Origin of the sequence: Pseudarthrobacter sp. R1 (assembly GCF_024494415.1) — a bacterium.
Taxonomy (GTDB): domain Bacteria; phylum Actinomycetota; class Actinomycetes; order Actinomycetales; family Micrococcaceae; genus Arthrobacter.
Genome location: NZ_JAMKFI010000005.1, coordinates 386,717 through 404,124, shown reverse-complemented (window position 1 = coordinate 404,124; position 17,408 = coordinate 386,717). Strand labels below are relative to the sequence as shown.

At 66.5% G+C, this 17,408-nt stretch carries 15 protein-coding genes; 2 read left to right on the top strand and 13 right to left on the bottom strand.

The genetic code is table 11. The annotated features are described in order from the left end of the window. Window positions 1–449 precede the first annotated feature (449 nt). The 3 genes from tyrS to M8J71_RS06085 all read right to left on the bottom strand — a co-directional run bounded on the left by tyrS (window position 450) and on the right by M8J71_RS06085 (window position 4,798). On the bottom strand, window positions 450–1,763 hold the full coding sequence (gene tyrS, locus M8J71_RS06095) for a tyrosine--tRNA ligase (RefSeq protein WP_256247051.1): 1,314 nt from the start codon (window positions 1,761–1,763) through the stop codon (window positions 450–452). A 91-nt stretch (window positions 1,764–1,854) separates the two neighbouring features. Further along, window positions 1,855–4,083 (bottom strand): HelD family protein, encoded by a 2,229-nt coding sequence (locus M8J71_RS06090; RefSeq protein WP_256247050.1) that lies wholly within the window; start codon window positions 4,081–4,083, stop codon window positions 1,855–1,857. Window positions 4,084–4,135: 52 nt separating this feature from the next. Beyond that, window positions 4,136–4,798, bottom strand: a complete 663-nt coding sequence (locus tag M8J71_RS06085) for a DNA-3-methyladenine glycosylase (RefSeq protein ID WP_256247049.1) — start codon at window positions 4,796–4,798, stop codon at window positions 4,136–4,138. A gap of 113 nt (window positions 4,799–4,911) precedes the next feature. Here M8J71_RS06085 and M8J71_RS06080 point away from each other — a divergent pair, with 113 nt between their 5' ends. Together M8J71_RS06080 and M8J71_RS06075 are read left to right on the top strand one after the other, a co-directional pair. Then, window positions 4,912–6,459: a DNA-3-methyladenine glycosylase 2 family protein gene (locus M8J71_RS06080; RefSeq protein ID WP_256247048.1), complete on the top strand. Its 1,548-nt coding sequence runs from the start codon at window positions 4,912–4,914 to the stop codon at window positions 6,457–6,459. Continuing rightward, complete coding sequence (locus M8J71_RS06075) at window positions 6,456–6,950, top strand: methylated-DNA--[protein]-cysteine S-methyltransferase (protein WP_256247047.1); 495 nt, start codon at window positions 6,456–6,458, stop codon at window positions 6,948–6,950. Before M8J71_RS06080 ends, M8J71_RS06075 begins: the two co-directional genes overlap by 4 nt. Before the next feature lie 105 nt (window positions 6,951–7,055). Here the strand turns inward: M8J71_RS06075 and M8J71_RS06070 are convergent, their stop codons facing one another. From M8J71_RS06070 to argC, 10 genes are all read right to left on the bottom strand, one after another. Then, entirely contained in the window at window positions 7,056–7,817 is a 762-nt protein-coding gene (locus M8J71_RS06070) for a maleylpyruvate isomerase family mycothiol-dependent enzyme (RefSeq protein ID WP_256247046.1), read from the bottom strand. 10 nt (window positions 7,818–7,827) lie between these two features. Then, window positions 7,828–8,364, bottom strand: a complete 537-nt coding sequence (locus M8J71_RS06065) for a pyridoxine/pyridoxamine 5'-phosphate oxidase (RefSeq protein WP_256247045.1) — start codon at window positions 8,362–8,364, stop codon at window positions 7,828–7,830. Window positions 8,365–8,504: 140 nt separating this feature from the next. Further along, the gene (gene argH / locus M8J71_RS06060) at window positions 8,505–9,944 is read right to left on the bottom strand and encodes an argininosuccinate lyase (RefSeq protein ID WP_256247044.1); all 1,440 of its coding nucleotides are present in this window, start codon (window positions 9,942–9,944) and stop codon (window positions 8,505–8,507) included. A 5-nt stretch (window positions 9,945–9,949) separates the two neighbouring features. Further along, window positions 9,950–11,155: an argininosuccinate synthase gene (locus M8J71_RS06055; RefSeq protein WP_163164604.1), complete on the bottom strand. Its 1,206-nt coding sequence runs from the start codon at window positions 11,153–11,155 to the stop codon at window positions 9,950–9,952. A gap of 46 nt (window positions 11,156–11,201) precedes the next feature. Beyond that, window positions 11,202–11,732 (bottom strand): arginine repressor, encoded by a 531-nt coding sequence (locus M8J71_RS06050; RefSeq protein WP_256247043.1) that lies wholly within the window; start codon window positions 11,730–11,732, stop codon window positions 11,202–11,204. Continuing rightward, on the bottom strand, window positions 11,732–12,766 hold the full coding sequence (argF, locus tag M8J71_RS06045) for an ornithine carbamoyltransferase (RefSeq protein ID WP_256247042.1): 1,035 nt from the start codon (window positions 12,764–12,766) through the stop codon (window positions 11,732–11,734). The genes M8J71_RS06050 and argF overlap by 1 nt, the downstream gene beginning before the upstream one ends. Next, window positions 12,763–13,977, bottom strand: coding sequence for an acetylornithine transaminase (locus M8J71_RS06040; RefSeq protein ID WP_256247074.1), 1,215 nt, complete (start codon window positions 13,975–13,977; stop codon window positions 12,763–12,765). Before M8J71_RS06040 ends, argF begins: the two co-directional genes overlap by 4 nt. Before the next feature lie 107 nt (window positions 13,978–14,084). After that, window positions 14,085–15,044 carry an acetylglutamate kinase gene (gene argB / locus M8J71_RS06035; RefSeq protein WP_256247041.1) on the bottom strand — a complete coding sequence of 320 codons (960 nt, stop codon included), beginning with the start codon at window positions 15,042–15,044 and terminating at the stop codon, window positions 14,085–14,087. A 43-nt stretch (window positions 15,045–15,087) separates the two neighbouring features. Next, on the bottom strand, window positions 15,088–16,254 hold the full coding sequence (argJ, locus tag M8J71_RS06030) for a bifunctional glutamate N-acetyltransferase/amino-acid acetyltransferase ArgJ (protein WP_256247040.1): 1,167 nt from the start codon (window positions 16,252–16,254) through the stop codon (window positions 15,088–15,090). After that, complete coding sequence (argC, locus tag M8J71_RS06025) at window positions 16,251–17,282, bottom strand: N-acetyl-gamma-glutamyl-phosphate reductase (protein ID WP_256247039.1); 1,032 nt, start codon at window positions 17,280–17,282, stop codon at window positions 16,251–16,253. Before argC ends, argJ begins: the two co-directional genes overlap by 4 nt. Between the last annotated feature and the right edge of the window lie 126 nt (window positions 17,283–17,408).

The following is a 17,408-nucleotide window of genomic DNA, read 5'->3' as shown; positions in this document are numbered from 1 at the left end:
TTTGAAACCAGCTGTAAAAACCAGACCACCCACAGGGGCGGGCAGCCCGGCAAATTCAACCAATCCATAAAAACAAATCGGTATCAACAAACTTGGCACACTATTGAGTTCTCAAACAACAGACACATTCGAATATTCCCGAAACAATTCACTCAGTGAATTTCTATTTCGTATTTCTTCGCTGCGATGTTTCAATGTTATTTCATTCATTTTCACTTTGCAAATCCGGTTGTTTTCCCGGAATTCACTCGGTGGAATGAATCCGACCATCATAAAGTGAAGCATTTCTTCAGGCCGGCGCTTTCGCACACAGTGAAGTTGCTTCACTTTTTGTTGGGGGTCGGTCGCTATTTTTCCGCTTCAGCGGCGGCGACTCAAAAGACATTACACGCTCCCCCGCGGCCGTGCAAATCGGCTGCGGAAGAGCGTGCAAAGTGTCCCGCGATGGGCTACGGAACCAGTACTTCCACCGTGGCGAGGTTCTTCTTTCCGCGGCGCAGGAGCAGGTACTGCCCGTGCAACAACTCCGATTCCGGGATCACCGCTTCGGGATCAGATACCTTCTCGTTGTTGACGTATGCCCCGCCTTCGCCCACCGTGCGCCGGGCGGCTGACTTACTTTCCGAAAGTCCGGAGGCAACCAGCAGGTCAACAATTCCCATGGCATCCACCTGCACCGTGGCGGAAGGAAGTTCGGATGTTGCCGCCTGCAGCGTCGGCTTGTCCAGCGCCGCCAGGTCACCGTTCCCAAAAAGGGCAGCTGAGGCAGCAATGACTTTCTCGGTAGCCTCCACCCCATGAACGAGGGACGTCACTTCGAAGGCAAGCTTCCGCTGGCCCTCGCGGGCAAACGGACGCTCGGCAACAACCGTGGCAATCTCCTCGATCTCGGCCCGCGTCAGGAAAGTAAACACCTTCAAACGGTCCACCACATCAGCGTCCGCCGTGTTGAGCCAGAACTGGTAGAAGGCGTACGGGCTGCACATGCCGGCGTCGAGCCAGATGGCGTTGCCCTCACTCTTCCCGAACTTGGTGCCATCGGAGTTGGTGATCAAGGGCGTACCCAGCGCGTGGACGCTCTTGCCCTCGACCTTGCGGATCAGTTCCGTTCCACTGGTGAGGTTGCCCCACTGGTCCGAACCGCCGGTCTGGAGCATGCAGCCGTAATCACGGTACAGCTGGAGGTAGTCCATGCCCTGCAGGATCTGGTAGCTGAACTCCGTGTAGCTGATGCCCTCGTCCGAGTTCAGCCGGGAAGCCACAGCGTCCTTGCGCAGCATGGTGCCAACACGGAAGTGCTTGCCCACCTCGCGCAGGAAGTCGATGGCACTCAAGGGTGCAGTCCAATCAAGGTTGTTGACCATCTGCGCCTTATTGTCGCCCTCAAAGCTGAGGAACCGGCGGACCTGGGCCTGAAGGTATCCCACCCATTCCGCAACGGTGTCCTTGGTGTTCAAGGTGCGCTCGGCTGTGGGGCGGGGGTCACCGATCATGCCGGTGGAACCACCCACCAGTCCGAGGGGCTTGTGACCGGCAAGCTGCAGCCGCCGCATCACGAGCAGCTGGACCAGGTTGCCCAGGTGCAGGCTCGGCGCGGTGGGATCGAAGCCGCAATAGTACGTGACCGGCCCGCCGGCGAGGAGCTTTTCCAGCTCTGCTTCGTCCGTGGAGACGTGGACCAGTCCACGCCACTTCAGTTCCTGCCAGATATTGGCAAAAGTGGGGTCGTTCTGCTGCGATTCGAGGCTGTTGAGTTCTGACACGCCTTCTAAGTTAGCAGTATTACCCCGCACCGGCGCCGGGTGGACGGAACCGGCGCCGGCCCCTGAACGGGCCGGCACCAATCGAGGAAGCTCAGCGCTTGATGCCTGCCGGCACGGGATCCGAAGCAATGAGGCGCAGGCGCTGGGTGGCGCGCGTCATGGCAACGTACAGATCCCCCACCTTGCCGTGCTCATGGTTCAGCATGGTGGCGGGCTCCAGCACCACCACGCCGTCGAACTCCAGGCCCTTGGCCTCGCGCGGGCTGATGACCACGATGTCCTGCTCATAGCTGCCGGCACCGTTGCCAATGCGGCGGCCGTACTCGGCGCGCAGGGCGGCGGCGGCCTCCGGCAACAGGGGGCCATCCGCGATAACGGCCAGCAGGCCGCCGTCGAGCGCTTCCAATTCCTCCGGCAGAACTTCCACCAGGCGGCTGACCACCTGTCCCGGGTCCACCTCGTCGATGACGGGCGACCAGCGCCCCTCCCGCACGGCCTTGGGTGCGGAGACTACGAGTCCGGCCGCGTTGGCCATCCGCACAGCTGCTTCTGCGATCTGTGACGGCGTGCGGTAATTGACTGTCAGCTCCTCCAGCTGCCAGCGGTCGCCGAACATCGGAGCAAGCGCGCCCTGCCATGAATTGGCACCGGCCACCGAGCTCGTCTGCGCGATGTCACCAACAATCGTGAAGGACTTCAGGGGGCAACGGCGGACCAGCAGGCGCCACTGCATAGGCGAGAGCTCCTGCGCCTCGTCCACCACAATGTGGCCAAAGGCCCAGGTGCGGTCGCTGGTGGCACGCTCGGCAGCGGTCAGCCGCGCTTCCTGTTCCTGGTTCTGCTCGGCCAGCTCCTCCGCGGACATCAGCGGATCCACACCGGCAGCCTCCATGTTCACCAGGGTCTGCTTGGCGTTGGCAAGGTCGCGGGCCCTGTCGTGCTCCTGCTGCGCGAGGCCGCGCCCGGCTGCCGGGTCCAGCTCACCGAGCAGTTCGGCAGCTTCGTCCAGCAGGGGCACATCGGACTCGGTCCAGGGGGCGTCGGCGGGACGCTGCAGCAGTGCCCGCTCAGCCGCTGACAGGTGGGGGGTGCAGAATTCAAGCACCGCCGGCTTGCTAAACAGCTCCGAGATCAGCTTTTCGGGCGTCATGGGCATCCAGCAGAGGTTGAGGGCGATCCGCACATCACGGGCGGTACGGACATCCTCCGCCAGGTAGGAGCGGTCTGCGTTGTTGCCGATGTTCCCGGCTTCCACCAGCTCGGTCATCTGTTCGGTGAGTTCGCGCAGCAGGATCTTGACGAAGGTCACCCGTGCCTCGTTGTGCGGCTTGCCGGTGGAGCGGGCGCGTTCGCGGGCACGGCGGACCTGGCGCGGCGTCAGCACGAGCTTGCGGCCGTCCACTTCCAGGATGCGGTTTTCAGCGGGAATCCGTTGCCGGTTGGCCACGGCGTTGGCCACCACGGCAGCCATGTCCAGGCGGCCTTTGATGGCGGCAACGTCGGCGTCGGGTTCCGGCACGGCGTTAATGCCGGGCATCAGCCGGCCCACGCTGGCCATCACAACGCCGGTCTCCCCCAGGGAGGGCAGCACCCTTTCGATGTACTTCATAAAGGACGACGACGGGCCCACCAGCAGGACGCCCGCGGACTTAAGCCGGTCCCGGTGGGTGTACAGCAGGTATGCTGCCCGGTGCAGTGCCACGGCCGTCTTGCCGGTGCCCGGCCCGCCCTGCACCACCACGGCGCCCGAGATGGAGGACCGGATGATGCGGTCCTGTTCGGACTGGATGGTGCTGACGATGTCCGACATCCGGCCCGTGCGCCGGGAGTTCAGGGCGGCCAGCAGGGCGCCCTCGCCCTGCAGCGATTCGTTGTCCGCCAGCATGTCCGCGTCCAGGACATCGTCCTCGATGGCCTTGACCTCCCTGCCCTGCAGGATCAGGTGGCGGCGGCGGCGGACGCCCTGCCGGTCGAAGGCCGTGGCCTGGTAGAAGTGCCCGGCTTCGGGCGCGCGCCAGTCAACCATCAGCCGCTGCAGGTCCTCAGTGGTGAGGCCGATGCGTCCGATGTACTGCGCTTCCCCGGAGTCCAGGTCCAGGCGGCCGAAGACCAGCCGGTCATCCACGGCATCCAGCTGCGCCAGGCGGTCCTCGTACAGAGCCGCGAAAGCGTCGCGCTCGGAAACGTTCTGCATGGTGCCCACAGCCCCTGCCCTGCGGACCTGCGCAAGCTGCCTGCGCTTTTCCTCGCGGAGCTCCTCCAGCCGGGCATACAGGCCGGCAACATAGTCCCGTTCGTGGGCCAAATCGGCGTCGAGCATTTAACGTTCCCCTATCGCAAAAGACAGACCGTCCATTCTACAACCATTTCCGTTAACGCTGGCGAAACGATGCCGGCCTCGGCTTGGCCGCCTTGTACTTGGAGACAGTAGGGTCCCCCGTGATCCAGAAACGCCAGGCGTATTGCTCGGATCCGCCAACGCCGAAAACCCCCACCCGCGGACCGGAACTGACCTCCGTAACCGGCCTATCGGGGAGCGACAGCGCAAAAGGGGGCGCCAATGCGTCGCGGCCGCTGTACGCGGTTGTCAGGCCCAGGGCTTTGGCCAGCCGGGCCGGGCCGCTTGCCAGGTCGGCCGGGTTTTTCGATGTGGACCGGCGGTGCTGTGCAAGCTCCAGGCCCTCCACGATCTCCCCCGCGCGCAGCAGCAAAGCGGAAGCCACACCGGCAGGGCCGCACACGATGTTCGTGCAGTGATGCATGCCATAGGTGAAGTAAACGTACAGGTGCCCGGCGGGGCCGAACATCGGGGCGTTCCGTGGAGTGGGGCCGCGGTATGTGTGCGAGCCTGGATCGGGGTGCAGGGAATCCTCGGGCCCCAGGTAGGCCTCCACTTCGGTGAGCCTGACGGACACCCGGCCCTCCCTCGAATCATGGGTCAGGATAGCCCCCAGCAGCATCGGTGCCAGGGTGCGGGCATCGCCCGAGAGGAATTCCCGCAGCGGTTCCCGGGCCTGCGAGGGACTTCTGCTCATGGCCAGACTCTATCCAAAACCGGCAGCAATACCTGACGCAACGCCAAAAAGGCGCCAACGGCGATGTCCGATTTCCGCTAGCCCGCCTCCTCCACTGCTGGCAGGATGGAGGAATGGATTTCTGGCAGCGCTACCGGGCAATAGACGCCCGGGACACCCGGTTCGACGGGCAGTTCTACACTGCTGTCCGGACCACGGGCATCTATTGCCGTCCGTCGTGCCCGGCCAGGACTCCCAAGGCTGCGAACGTCACCTTTTACGAGACCTCAGCAGCGGCCCACGACGCCGGCTACCGGGCCTGTAAACGCTGCCTGCCTGAGGCTGTGCCGGGAACGCCTGCCTGGAACGTGCGGCAAGACATCGCGGGGCGTGCCATGCGCCTGATCAATGACGGTGTGGTGAACAGGGACGGCGTAGACGGCCTGGCCGCCCGCCTTGGCTATTCCTCCCGCCAGCTGAACAGGATCCTCAGCCAGGAACTGGGCGCGGGTCCCCTGTCGCTCGCCCGGGCCGGCCGCGCCCAGACGGCACGCACGCTGCTGGTATCCACCTCCATGAAGCTCGCCGACGTGGCCTTCGCGGCAGGCTTCAGCAGCGTCCGCCAGTTCAACGAGACCATGGTGGAGGTCTTCGACCTGACCCCCAGCGCGCTCCGCGCCGCCAGGCATCCGAAGTCCCCCGCCGGCTCTACCGCCCTCACCCTCAGCCTCCCCTACCGCGAGCCCTTCGACCCCGGCGTCTTCACTTTCCTGGCGGTCCGTGCCCTCCCGGGGATCGAGTCCGGAACCCAAACCTCGTACGCCCGAACACTGCGGCTTCCCCAGGGCGACGCGCGCTTCAGGGTCGAGTACGACGCCGGCACCCCCGGACGGCCGCTGACCCTCACCATCGGTGCGGTGGACCTTCGGGACCTTCCGGCCCTGCTGAGCCGCGTCCGGCGGCTGTTCGACCTGGATGCGGATCCGGTGGCGATCGACGGCGCCCTGGCGGAAGACCCGAGACTGGCTGCTGCAGTGGCCCGCACTCCCGGCATCAGGATGCCCGGAGCGCTGGACCCGGCGGAAATGCTGATCAGGGCCATGGTGGGCCAGCAGATCACCGTGGCTGCCGCGCGGACCGCCCTGACCCAGCTCGCCGCCGTCGGAAGCTCAAGCCGAAGCCCGGGCGAGGGCCTGGACCGGATGTTTCCCACCCCGGCCGAAATCGCCGCCGACGGCTGCGCACTCCTGCGGGGCCCCCGGAAACGCATTGAGGCCCTTCGCGCCGCAGCTTCCGCCCTGGCGGATGGCACCCTCGACTTTGGCTATGGCGACGACGTGGCAAGCTTGGGGGCGAAGCTGCTGCCCCTTGCCGGTGTGGGACCCTGGACGGTTGGCTACCTCGCTATGCGTGTCCTCGGCGCGCCGGACGTCTTCCTTGGCAATGACTCGGCGGTGCGGAACGGGATAAAAGCCTTGGAGCAGCGTCAGGATTACCTCGGAGGTGGCTCCGGAGGGGCCTGGACTTCCAGCCCGGATTTCCGCGAAGTCAGCCCCTGGCGCTCCTACGCCACCATGCACCTGTGGCGTGCAGCAGCCCATCCCGCCGCCGGCGTACGTCTCGCCCCAAGGACGGACGCTCCCGCAGCAGGCAGCAGAACACCAGAGAAAGCGATCCGATGAAGGCCCAGTTGCTTCAGATGTCCACTCCGGACGGCCCGTTTACCATCCTTGCCCAGGACGGGGTGGTACTTTCCAGCGGCTGGACCGAAAAGCCCGGCGACCTGACCGGGCAGATCCATCCGACGCTGCGGCCCGCCACCCTGGAACTGGTCAGCGACCTCGGGGAGATCTCCGCCGCCGTCGAAGCCTTTTACGCCGGGGATCCGGCACCGGCAATGCAGGTTCCCGTTCGGCAAATGTCCGGGCCGTTCCGTGTCCACGCCTGGGACGTGCTGCGCCTGGTCCGGCCGGGATCCCCCGTGACATACACCGAGTACGCCGGGTTGGCCGGGAATCCCAAAGCTGTCAGGGCGGCTGCCAGCGCCTGCGCCTTCAACGCAGCGGCCCTGTTTGTTCCCTGCCACCGGGTCATCAGGACCGACGGTTCCCTGGGCGGATTCCGCTGGGGGCTTGTCATCAAGGAGAGCCTGCTGGCCCGCGAAGCCGCCTGATCGGTCCTATCGCCGCCGCCCCCAGTTCCCCTTGCGCTATCAGTCTTGGTTCCCAAACCGGGGTTTTAGGGGCCAAAACTGATAGCGCAACCACAATCGTAGCGGCTATTTGGAGGTTGGGGTTCCGGCGGGCCACGGCAGCAAGGCCGGCAGGTCCACGCCGTCGGCCGCCGCCGATGCCCTCAGGCTGCCCAGCGTGGGTTCGCGCCCTGCCAGCCACGCCGCAATATCCGTGATCATCCCGCTGATCACGGTGGACCTGGTGCCGCTGCCGATGCTCACGGGCGGAAGGCCCAGTGGCTGCAGCACCAGTTTGTCGTCGGGCTGGACGCGGGCTGCGAGGAAGTCGAAGAGGTGCTCGCAGAACTGGCGGCTCCAGGTTTCCGGGCCCCTGCCCGTGAGCAGGTCGGAGGTGTGGATGACGAGTTCGCGCCAGAGCGCCAGGCCGCCGTCCAGGACAACTCCCCCGCGGTACGTGATGGGTGCGTACCAGCCCGTGCGGTGGGCGGACGAATCCTTGATGCCGGGCAGCGCATCAAACGTTGTGATAGCGCGTTGGAGGGCAGCGGTCAGGTCTGCGAGGTGGGTGGCGGCATCGTGGCCGGCAGCCATGTCGATGGCCTTGTTCCGGCCGTCCATGCCGCCGTCGTACAGCTCAATGGTTTCGCCGCGCGCCGCGTACTCGAGCTGCCTGGCCATGGCGTTGGAGATGCCGGTCAGGTGGGCCAGCACGTGGCCCCGCGTCCAGCCGGGCAGGGCAGACGGAGCCTTCACGTCCTCGTCACTGAGCTTGGCGATATCGGTGGCAAGGTCATCAGCGGCTTTGTGGAGCCCGGCGAGCAGGACTTCGGGTGCGGGAGCTGTCATGGCGCCCATCCTAGCGCCGGGGAAGGCCGTCGGGCCCGAGGCGGTGCCGGACGTGCTCGCCGTCGTTGCTGGCCTGCCAGAATTCATACTCAGCGGGCTGGACTGCGTAGAGCTGCCAGTTCGGGTTGCTGCTGCCGTCCGCCCGTGGCCGCTCCGCCCAATCCCGCGCCGATGCCTCAGCCGACATCTCAAGCACGGGTCCCGCAACCCTGACCTGCCGTCCCAGCGAGGGCCAGTAGAAGTTGAGGGCGGCGTGGGGGTTGGCGCTGAGCTCCGTTCCCTTGCGTGAGGTGCGGGACGTGGCGAAGTGCCAGCCGTCGTCGTCGATGTTCTTCAGGATCAGCATCCTCGACGACGGCTGGCCGCTGCCGTCCACGGTGGCAAGGCTGCAGGCGTGTGGCTGGCGTTCCCCCGCGGCCAGGGCCTCGTCCAGCCACTGCCGGAAGAGTTCCCCGGGGTCTGCCGGGGCACTGGCCGGGTCAAATCCGGGCAGGACGGCCGGGAAGTCGGGCAGCGCGCGGAGTTGCTTGCGGAACGAGTCACTCATGGCGCCATGGTAGCGCCAGTCCGCGGCGTCAACACCGGACGCTCTCTCACTTAACGCGTGAAAACCGGCAACGCTCTCTCACTTTCCCGAAGAAAGTGAAAGAGCGTTGGCCAAAAAGCCGCGTTAAGTGAGAGAGCGTTTCAGGCTGCGTACTCCCGCACGCCGGCAAGCTCGGCTTCCAGCGCCACCAGCTGGCGTTCGACGGCGGCCGGGGCCGTACCGCCCTGGGAGTTGCGGCTGTTGAGGGAGCCCTCTGTGGACAGGACCGTGCGGACCTCCGGCGTGAGGTGGCCGGAGATGGCTGCGTATTCCTCGTCCGTCAGGTCCCACAGCTCTACGCCGCGGGATTCCGCCTGCTTGACGGCCGCACCGGAGAGTTCGTGCGCCTCACGGAACGGAACGCCCTGCCGGACCAGCCATTCGGCAACGTCCGTGGCCAGCGCGAAGCCCTGCGGCGCCAGCGATTCCATCCGTTCAGTGTTGAACTTCAGGGTGGCGATCATGCCGGAGACGGCCGGGAGCAGCAGTTCCAGGGTGTCGGCGGCATCAAACACCGGCTCCTTGTCCTCCTGGAGGTCGCGGTTGTACGCCAGCGGCAGGCCCTTGAGCGTCGCCAGCAGCCCGGTCAGGTTGCCGATCAGGCGCCCTGCCTTGCCGCGGGCAAGTTCCGCCACGTCCGGGTTCTTCTTCTGCGGCATGATGGACGATCCGGTGGAGTAGGAATCGTGCAGTGTGACGAAGGAGAATTCCTTGGTGGCCCAGAGGATGACCTCCTCGGACACCCGCGAGAGGTCCACGCCGATCATCGAGCACACCCAGGCGAACTCGGCGAAGACGTCTCGGGAAGCGGTGCCGTCAATCGAGTTGTGCGATGCGGAGAAGAACCCGAGATCGGCCGCCACTGCTTCCGGGTCCAGCCCCAGCGATGACCCTGCAAGGGCGCCGGACCCGTACGGGGAGACGCCGGCGCGCTTGTCCCAGTCCTGGAGCCGCTGCACATCGCGCAGCAGCGCCCAGGCGTGGGCCAGGAGATGGTGGCTGAGCAGCACGGGCTGGGCGTGCTGAAGGTGCGTCCGTCCCGGCATGGCCACGCCGTGGTGGGCCTTGGCCTGCTCCACAAGCGCGTCCACGGTGGCCAGGACGCCGCGGGCGATGATCCGGGCGTGGTCGCGCAGGAACATCCGCCCCAGCGTGGCCACCTGGTCGTTGCGGGAGCGGCCGGCGCGGAGCTTGCCGCCCAGCTGCGGTCCGGCACGCTCGATCAGGCCGCGCTCGAGCGAGCCGTGCACGTCCTCGTCGGATTCGGCCGGCACATAGGCGCCGGAAGCAACGTCCTCGTCCAGCCGGGTGAGGGCTGACAGCATGCCTTCCAGCTCGGCGTCGTCCAGCAGGCCGGCCTTGTGCAGCACACGCGCGTGCGCCATGGAACCGGCGATGTCATAGCGTGCGAGCCGCCAGTCGAAGTGCGTGGACTTGCTCAGCGCGGCCAGGGCATCGGCGGGGCCGCCGGCGAACCGGCCGCCCCACAATGCGCCGGTGTTGGTAGCCTCAGCTTTTTGGGTTTCGACAGGGTCAGCCACAGGGGCTACTTTCCTGCGACGCGGATGTCGCGGCCGGAGGCAACCTTGGCGGACATGCCCCACAGCTCGATGAAGCCCTTGGCCATGGACTGGTCGAAGGTGTCGCCGGTGTCGTAGGTGGCCAGGTTGAAGTCGTAGAGCGACGTGTCGGAGCGGCGGCCGTTGACGATGGCCTGGCCGCCGTGGAGGGTCATGCGGATGTCGCCGGAGACGTACTTCTGGGTGTCCTCGATGAAGGCGTCCAGGGAGCGCTTCAGCGGGGAGAACCACTGGCCGTCGTAGACCAGTTCGGACCAGCGCTGGCCAACGGTGGCCTTAAAGCGGGCCTGCTCGCGCTCAACGGTGATGTCCTCCAGGTGCTTGTGGGCCGTGATCAGCGCCATGGCACCCGGGGCTTCGTAAATTTCGCGGGACTTGATGCCCACGAGGCGGTCCTCGACGACGTCGATGCGGCCCACACCTTGGGCGCCAGCACGGCGGTTGAGTTCCTTGATGGCCTGCAGCGGGGTGACCTTCACGCCGTCGATTGCTACCGGCACGCCGGCCTCGAAGGAGATGGTGACCTCGTCCGGTGCCGGCGGGAACTCCGGCGTGGCGGTGTAGTCGTAGATGTCCTTGGTGGGGGCGTTCCAGATGTCCTCGAGGTAGCCGGTTTCCACCGCGCGGCCCCAGACGTTCTGGTCGATGGAGTACGGGTTCTTCTTGGTGGTCTCGATCGGCAGGCCCTTTTCCTCGGCGAAGGCGATGGCCTTGTCGCGGGTGAGGGCGAGGTCGCGGACCGGGGCGATGCACTTCAGGTCCGGGCCGAGGGTCTGGATGCCCACTTCGAAGCGGACCTGGTCGTTGCCCTTGCCGGTGCAGCCGTGCGCAACGGTGGTGGCGCCGAATTCGCGGGCCGCCTTGACCAGGTGCTTGACGATGACGGGGCGGGAGATGGCGGAAACCAGCGGGTAGTGGCCCTGGTACAGGCCGTTGGCCTTCAGCGTGGGCATGCAGTACTCGTTGGCGAACTCGTCGGAGGCGTCGGCCACGTAGGCTTCGACGGCGCCGCAGCCCAGGGCACGCTGGCGGATGGTTTCCAGGGACTCGCCGCCCTGTCCAACGTCGACCGCCACGGCGATGACCTCGGCGCCGGTGGCTTCACCGATCCAGCCGATGGCTACTGAGGTGTCCAGGCCGCCGGAGTAGGCCAGCACGATACGTTCAGTCACTTCAGATGCTCCTTGTAATTGGGGTTTGTAGATGTTGTCTTCAAGCTTATTGCCCGGCTTCTTCAGCCAGCTGCAGGAACCGGGCGGCGAGGTCCTGGCCGCCCTGCGGGTCGCGGGAGACGAGCAGTACGGTGTCGTCCCCGGCGATGGTCCCCAGGATGGACGGCATCACTGAGTGGTCGATCGCCAGTGCCAGGAAGTTGGCGGCGCCCGGCGGGGTGCGGAGCACGGCGATGTTGGCCGAGGCCTCCGCGGTGACCAGGAGTTCGCTGCAGAGCCGCGCAAGCCGGGCGTCCAGGATTTCCTGGCTCACCCCACTCTTGGCCGCCCGCTCCCCGCCCTCGCCCGGGACGGCGTACACCAGCACGCCCTCCTTGCCGCGGACCCGGACCGCGCCGAGTTCAACGAGGTCCCGGGACAGCGTCGCCTGGGTGACCTGCACGCCGTCGTCCGCCAGCAGTGCCGCCAGCTCCGCCTGGGAACGCACGGACTCCCCCGTCAGGATGGCGGTGATCCGCGCCTGGCGGGCGGTTTTGGTGGCCGGGCTGGAGCCCGGCGACGACGGTTGGGCGGACACTAGAACGTGCTCTCCCCGGTGCCTTCAACGGGGGAAAGACCGTCCACGAATGCCAGGCCGGAGCGGTGCATCAGCCAGGCCATCAGGGCCTTCTGGGCGTGCAGCCGGTTTTCGGCCTCGTCCCAGACGATGGACTGCGGCCCATCGATGACGCCTGCGGAGATCTCGTAGCCGCGGTAGGCGGGCAGGCAGTGAAGCACGACGGCGCCTTCCGCAGCCTGTGCCATGGCCGCCTCGTCCACGGAGTACTCCCGGAACAACTGCAGCCGCGCTTCCTTTTCCGCTTCCTGGCCCATGGACACCCACGTGTCCGTAGCGACGACGTCGGCGCCCTTCAGGGCTGCCGCGGCATCCGTGGTGACCAGCACCGAGCCGCCGGTCTCCGCGGCGCGCTGTTCGGCTTCGGCCACGATGTCTGCAGCGGGGAGGTAGCCTTCGGGGCCGGCAATGCGGACGTGCATGCCGGCGGTAACCCCGGCCAGCAGGTAGGAGTTGGCCATGTTGTTGGCGGCGTCGCCCAGGTAGCTCATGGTGAGGCCCTTGAGGTCGCCCTTATGCTCCTTTATGGCCAGCAGGTCCGCGAGCAGCTGGCACGGGTGGTAGTCGTCGCACAGGGCGTTGATCACGGGGACACTGGAGTTTTCGGCCATCGCCACCAGGCCGGCATGCGGCCCGGTCCGCCACACGATGGTGGACACCATCCGCTCCAGGACCTTGGCGGTGTCCTCCACGGACTCCTTATGGCCGATCTGGGCTTCACCCGGGTTGATGATGAGGGCGTTGCCGCCCATGTCCGCGATGCCGGTGGCGAACGAGACCCGGGTCCGGGTGGACGTCTTGTCGAAAATCACGGCGACGGTCTTGCGGCTGTTGCCCTCTGCAGCGTAGGGCTGCACGCTGTAGGGCGCGGCCTTCATACGCGCGGCGAGCTCCAGGACCTCTGCCTGTTCGGCCGGGCTGAGGTCGGTGTCCTTGAGGAAATGCCGGGTGGCGTTTTTCTCAGGGGCTGCGCTGGTGTGAACTGCAGAAGTCACTGGGCGTCCTTAGCTGTCTGGAGGATGGCCGGGAAGGCGGCCAGGAAAGAGTCCGCCTGGGCGATGGTGAGGACCAGCGGCGGCGCCAGGCGGATGGTGCGGGGGCCGGGGCTGTTGACGATGTAGCCGGCGTCAAGGCCGGCCTGCACCACTGCCGGGGCAACGTCCGCGTCCAGGTCGAAACCGATCAGCAGGCCTTCGCCCCGGACCTCGGTGATGCCCGGGAGGGCGGCCAGTGCGGAGCGCAGGTGTTCCCCGACCTTTGCCACGTTGGCCAGGACGTCCTGGCTATCGATCGCGTGCAGTGTGGCGAGGGCGGCCGCCGTCGCCACTGGGTTGCCGCCGAACGTGGTGCCGTGCTGGCCCGCAGCCAACAACGACGACGTCCCCGCACCGAAGGTGACCAGGGCACCAATGGGGAAACCGCCGCCCAGGCCCTTGGCGAGCGTGACCGCATCGGGCATGATTCCGGCGTCCTCGCTGGCAAGCCACTTCCCGGTCCGGCCGATCCCGGTCTGCACCTCGTCCAGGATCAGCAGGGCGCCCACCCGGGCGGTCAGCTCCCGCGCTGCCCGAAGATAGCCGGGCGGCAGGGGACGAACGCCCGCTTCGCCCTGGATCGGCTCCAGGAAGACTGCAGACACAGTTTCGTCAACAGCGTCCTTAAGCGCCTCGACATCGCCGAACGGGATGTGCACCACACCGCCGGGCAGCGGCTCGAACGGCGCCCGGTAGGCTTCCTTTGCGGTCAGGGCCAGCGCGCCCATGGTGCGGCCGTGGAAGGCGCCTTCGAGGGCGATGATTTTAGTCCGCTTCGTCCCGCTGCCACCGGAATTGCGGCGGGCCAGCTTGAAGGCAGCCTCGTTGGCCTCGGTTCCGGAGTTGGTGAAAAACACCTTGGAACCGGCCGGCGCACTGGTGAGCTCAAGGAGCTTTTCGGCCAGCGCAATCTGTGTGGGGCTGGTGAAGAAGTTGGAGACGTGGCCGAGGGTGGCCAACTGGCTTGAGATGACCGACGTGACGAACGGGTTGGCATGGCCCAGCGCGTTGACGGCGATGCCGCCGAGCAGGTCCAGGTACTCCTTGCCGTCGGCGTCCCAGACCAGGCAGCCGGCGCCGCGGACCAGGACGCGCTGCGGCGTGCCGAATACCCCCATGAGCGAGGTGGAGTAGCGGGCAAGCCATTCGGAGCCACTCCCTACTCCAGTCATAACGGAAGCTTTGGCGTTCGGCCCGGCGATGGGGGCCAGGGCGTGGTCGGGCACCGCGAAGCGGGCGGGGCCCCCATCGCCGGCCGGACTCACGTCAACAGTTTCGTTCATCCGTCAATCTCCTCGTCCGGGACGACCTGCGTGCCAATGCCCGCCGTCGTGAATGTTTCAAGAAGCATGGAATGGGGCAGGCGCCCGTCCACGATGTGCGCGCGTTCCACTCCCTCATCGATGGCCTTGAGGCAGGCGGCCATCTTGGGGATCATGCCCGACTCGAGCCTGGGCAGCATGTCCCGAAGCTCCGAGGCCGTGAGGGAGGAGATCAGCGAGGACTTGTCCGGCCAGTTGGCGTACAGGCCTTCGACGTCGGTCAGGATCACCAGCTTGGAGGCGCCCAGTGCCGAGGCGACGGCCGCCGCCGCGGTGTCCGCGTTGACGTTCAGGACCTGGCCGGTGGGCTGGAAGCGTGCCGTGCTGGCCACGCCGTCTCCGCCGTCCACGATCTCGGGGGCAACCGTGGAGATCACGGGGATGCGGCCGGCCTCAAGGATGTCCACGATGCCGGCGGGGTCCACGCCCACCACTTCGCCAACCAGACCGAGGTCAACTTCTTCGCCGTCAACCACAGTCCCGGTCCTGACGGCGCGCAGCAGGCCGCCGTCTTCGCCGGACATACCCACCGCGTAGGGGCCGTGGGAGTTGATCAAGCCCACCAGTTCGCGTCCCACCTGGCCGGTGAGGACCATGCGGACCACGTCCATGGCCTCCGGCGTGGTGACCCGCAGTCCGCCCTTGAACTCGGACTCAATGCCCAGGCGACCCAGCATGGAGTTGATCTGGGGGCCGCCGCCGTGGACCACCACCGGGTGGATGCCCACGTGGTGGAGGAACACGATGTCCTCCGCAAAGGCGCGGCGGAGATCGTCGTTGACCATGGCGTTGCCGCCGTACTTGATCACCATGATGGTGCCGGCGAACCGCTGGATCCAGGGCAGGGCCTCAATCAGGGTTGCTGCCTTGTCCTGGGCGTCGGACATGCTGGTGGTTTCACGCGTCTGGGTGTTCATGCTGTCACTTTCCGCAACGATTTTTAGCCGGGGCGCGGGGCTCCTAGCTGGAGTACGCGCTGTTTTCGTGCACGTAGTCGTGGGTGAGGTCGTTCGTCCAGATGGTGGCCTCGGCGTCGCCGGCCTGCAGGTCGATTTCCACCAGCACATCACGCGGTTCCAGGTCCACCAGGCTGCGGTCGTCGCCGATGCTGCCGTTGCGGCAGATCTGGACTCCGTTGATGGCCACGTTCAACTGGTCCGGTTCGAACGCCGCGTCGGTGGTGCCGACGGCGGAAAGCACACGGCCCCAGTTGGGGTCCTTGCCGAAGATGGCCGCCTTGAACAGGTTGGACCGAGCCACTGAGCGGCTGACGGTTACGGCGTCGGCTTCGCTCGCGGCGTTGAAGGTGCGGATGGCGATGTCATGGCTGGCACCTTCGGCGTCCGCGATCAGCTTCCGTGCCAGTTCGGCGCACACCTGGGTGAGGCCGGCACCGAAAATTTCTGCGGACGGCACGGCACCGGAGGCGCCGGACGCCAGCAGGACCACCGTGTCATTGGTGGACATGCAGCCGTCGGAGTCGGCCCGGTCAAAGGTGACGCGGGTGGAGTCGCGGAGGACGACGTCGAGCATTTCCGGCTCCACCGCGGCGTCCGTGGTGAGGACCACCAGCATGGTGGCGAGGCCGGGTGCCAGCATGCCGGCGCCCTTCGCGATGCCGCCGATGCTGAATTCCTGGCCGTCTGCGTCAGTGCCGATAAACAGGGCTGCCTTGGGCACCGAATCGGTGGTCATGATGGCCGTGGCCGCAGCAGGTCCGCCATCGGTGCTGAGGGCTTTGGCGGCCGCCTCCACGCCGGGCAGGATCTTGTCCATGGGCAGCTGCTCCCCGATCAGCCCGGTGGAGCAGACAAAAACGTCGGTGGCAGAGATGCCGAGGACGTCAGCTACTTTTTCTGCCGTGCTGTGGGTGTTCTGGAAGCCGGTAGGGCCGGTGCAGGCGTTGGCCCCGCCGGAGTTGAGGACCACGGCATCCACCCGGCCGTCCGAAACCACCTGGCGGGACCAGTGGACGGGAGCAGCAGCCACGCGGTTGCTGGTGAACACGGCGGCGGCTGTTTTGGCAGGCCCGTCATTGACCACCAGGGCAAGGTCCGGGTTACCGGAAGCCTTGAGCCCGGCGGTAACGCCGGCGGCCCGGAATCCACGGGGTGCGGTAATGGTCACGGGGCTACTCCCTGCAGGTCAAGGCCGGCCGTTTCAGCCAGGCCGAGTGCGATGTTCATGGACTGGACGGCGCCGCCGGCGGTCCCCTTGGTGAGGTTGTCGATGGCGCAGGTGACGATCACCCGGCCGGTGTGGGGGTCAAAGGCAAGCTGCATGGCGGCGTGGTTGGACCCCTGCACTGACTTGGTGGCGGGCCACTGCCCCTCCGGAAGGACGTGGACAAAGGGCTCGTCGTCGTAGGCGTCGGTCCAGGCCTGCCGCAGCTGTTCTGCAGTAACTCCGGCCGCCACCTTGGCGGTTGCCGTTGTGAGGATCCCGCGGCTCATGGGTGCAAGCGTAGGCGTAAAGGAAACGGTCACCTGCTCCCCTGCCGCATTGGACAGGCCCTGTTCGATCTCGGGGGTGTGCCGGTGCCCGCCGCCTACGCCGTAGGGGCGCATGGAGCCCATCACCTCGGCACCGATCAGGTTGACTTTCGCTGCCTTGCCCGCACCCGAGGTGCCGGAGGCGGAAACGATGACGACGTCGTCGGGCTGGAGGAGGTTGGCGGCGAACCCGGGCGCCAGGGCCAGCAGGGCCGACGTCGGGTAGCAGCCCGGCACGGCGATCCGGCTGGCTCCCTTGAGGGCTTCCCGCTGGCCGGGCAGTTCGGGCAGACCGTAGGGCCAGGTGCCGGCATGCGCCGAACCATAGAATTTTTCCCACGCCGCGGGGTCCTGCAGGCGGTGGTCGGCGCCGGCGTCAATCACCACTGTCCCTTCCGGAAGCTGGGCAGCGATGTCCGCTGAGGCGCCGTGGGGCAATGCGAGGAAGACGACGTCGTGGCCGGAGAGGTTCTCCACGGTGGTGTCCTCAAGGATCCGGCTGGCAAGCCCGAGCAGGTGGGGCTGCAGCTCGCCCAGGCGCGACCCCGCGTTGCTGTGCGCGGTGATCGCTCCGATGGTGACGTCCGGGTGGCCCGCGAGCAGGCGAAGCACCTCTCCCCCGGCGTAGCCACTGGCGCCTGAGACTGCAACAGAAATAGTCATGGCCTCCACCTTACAGCAAACTTATTCACTATGGCCGATATTTATGCATAAGGATATTCGCCGCAGCGGACAGTGACGCACTGCTGCGGGAGGACGCCACCACTTCTTCCCTGAAGCCTAGATGAT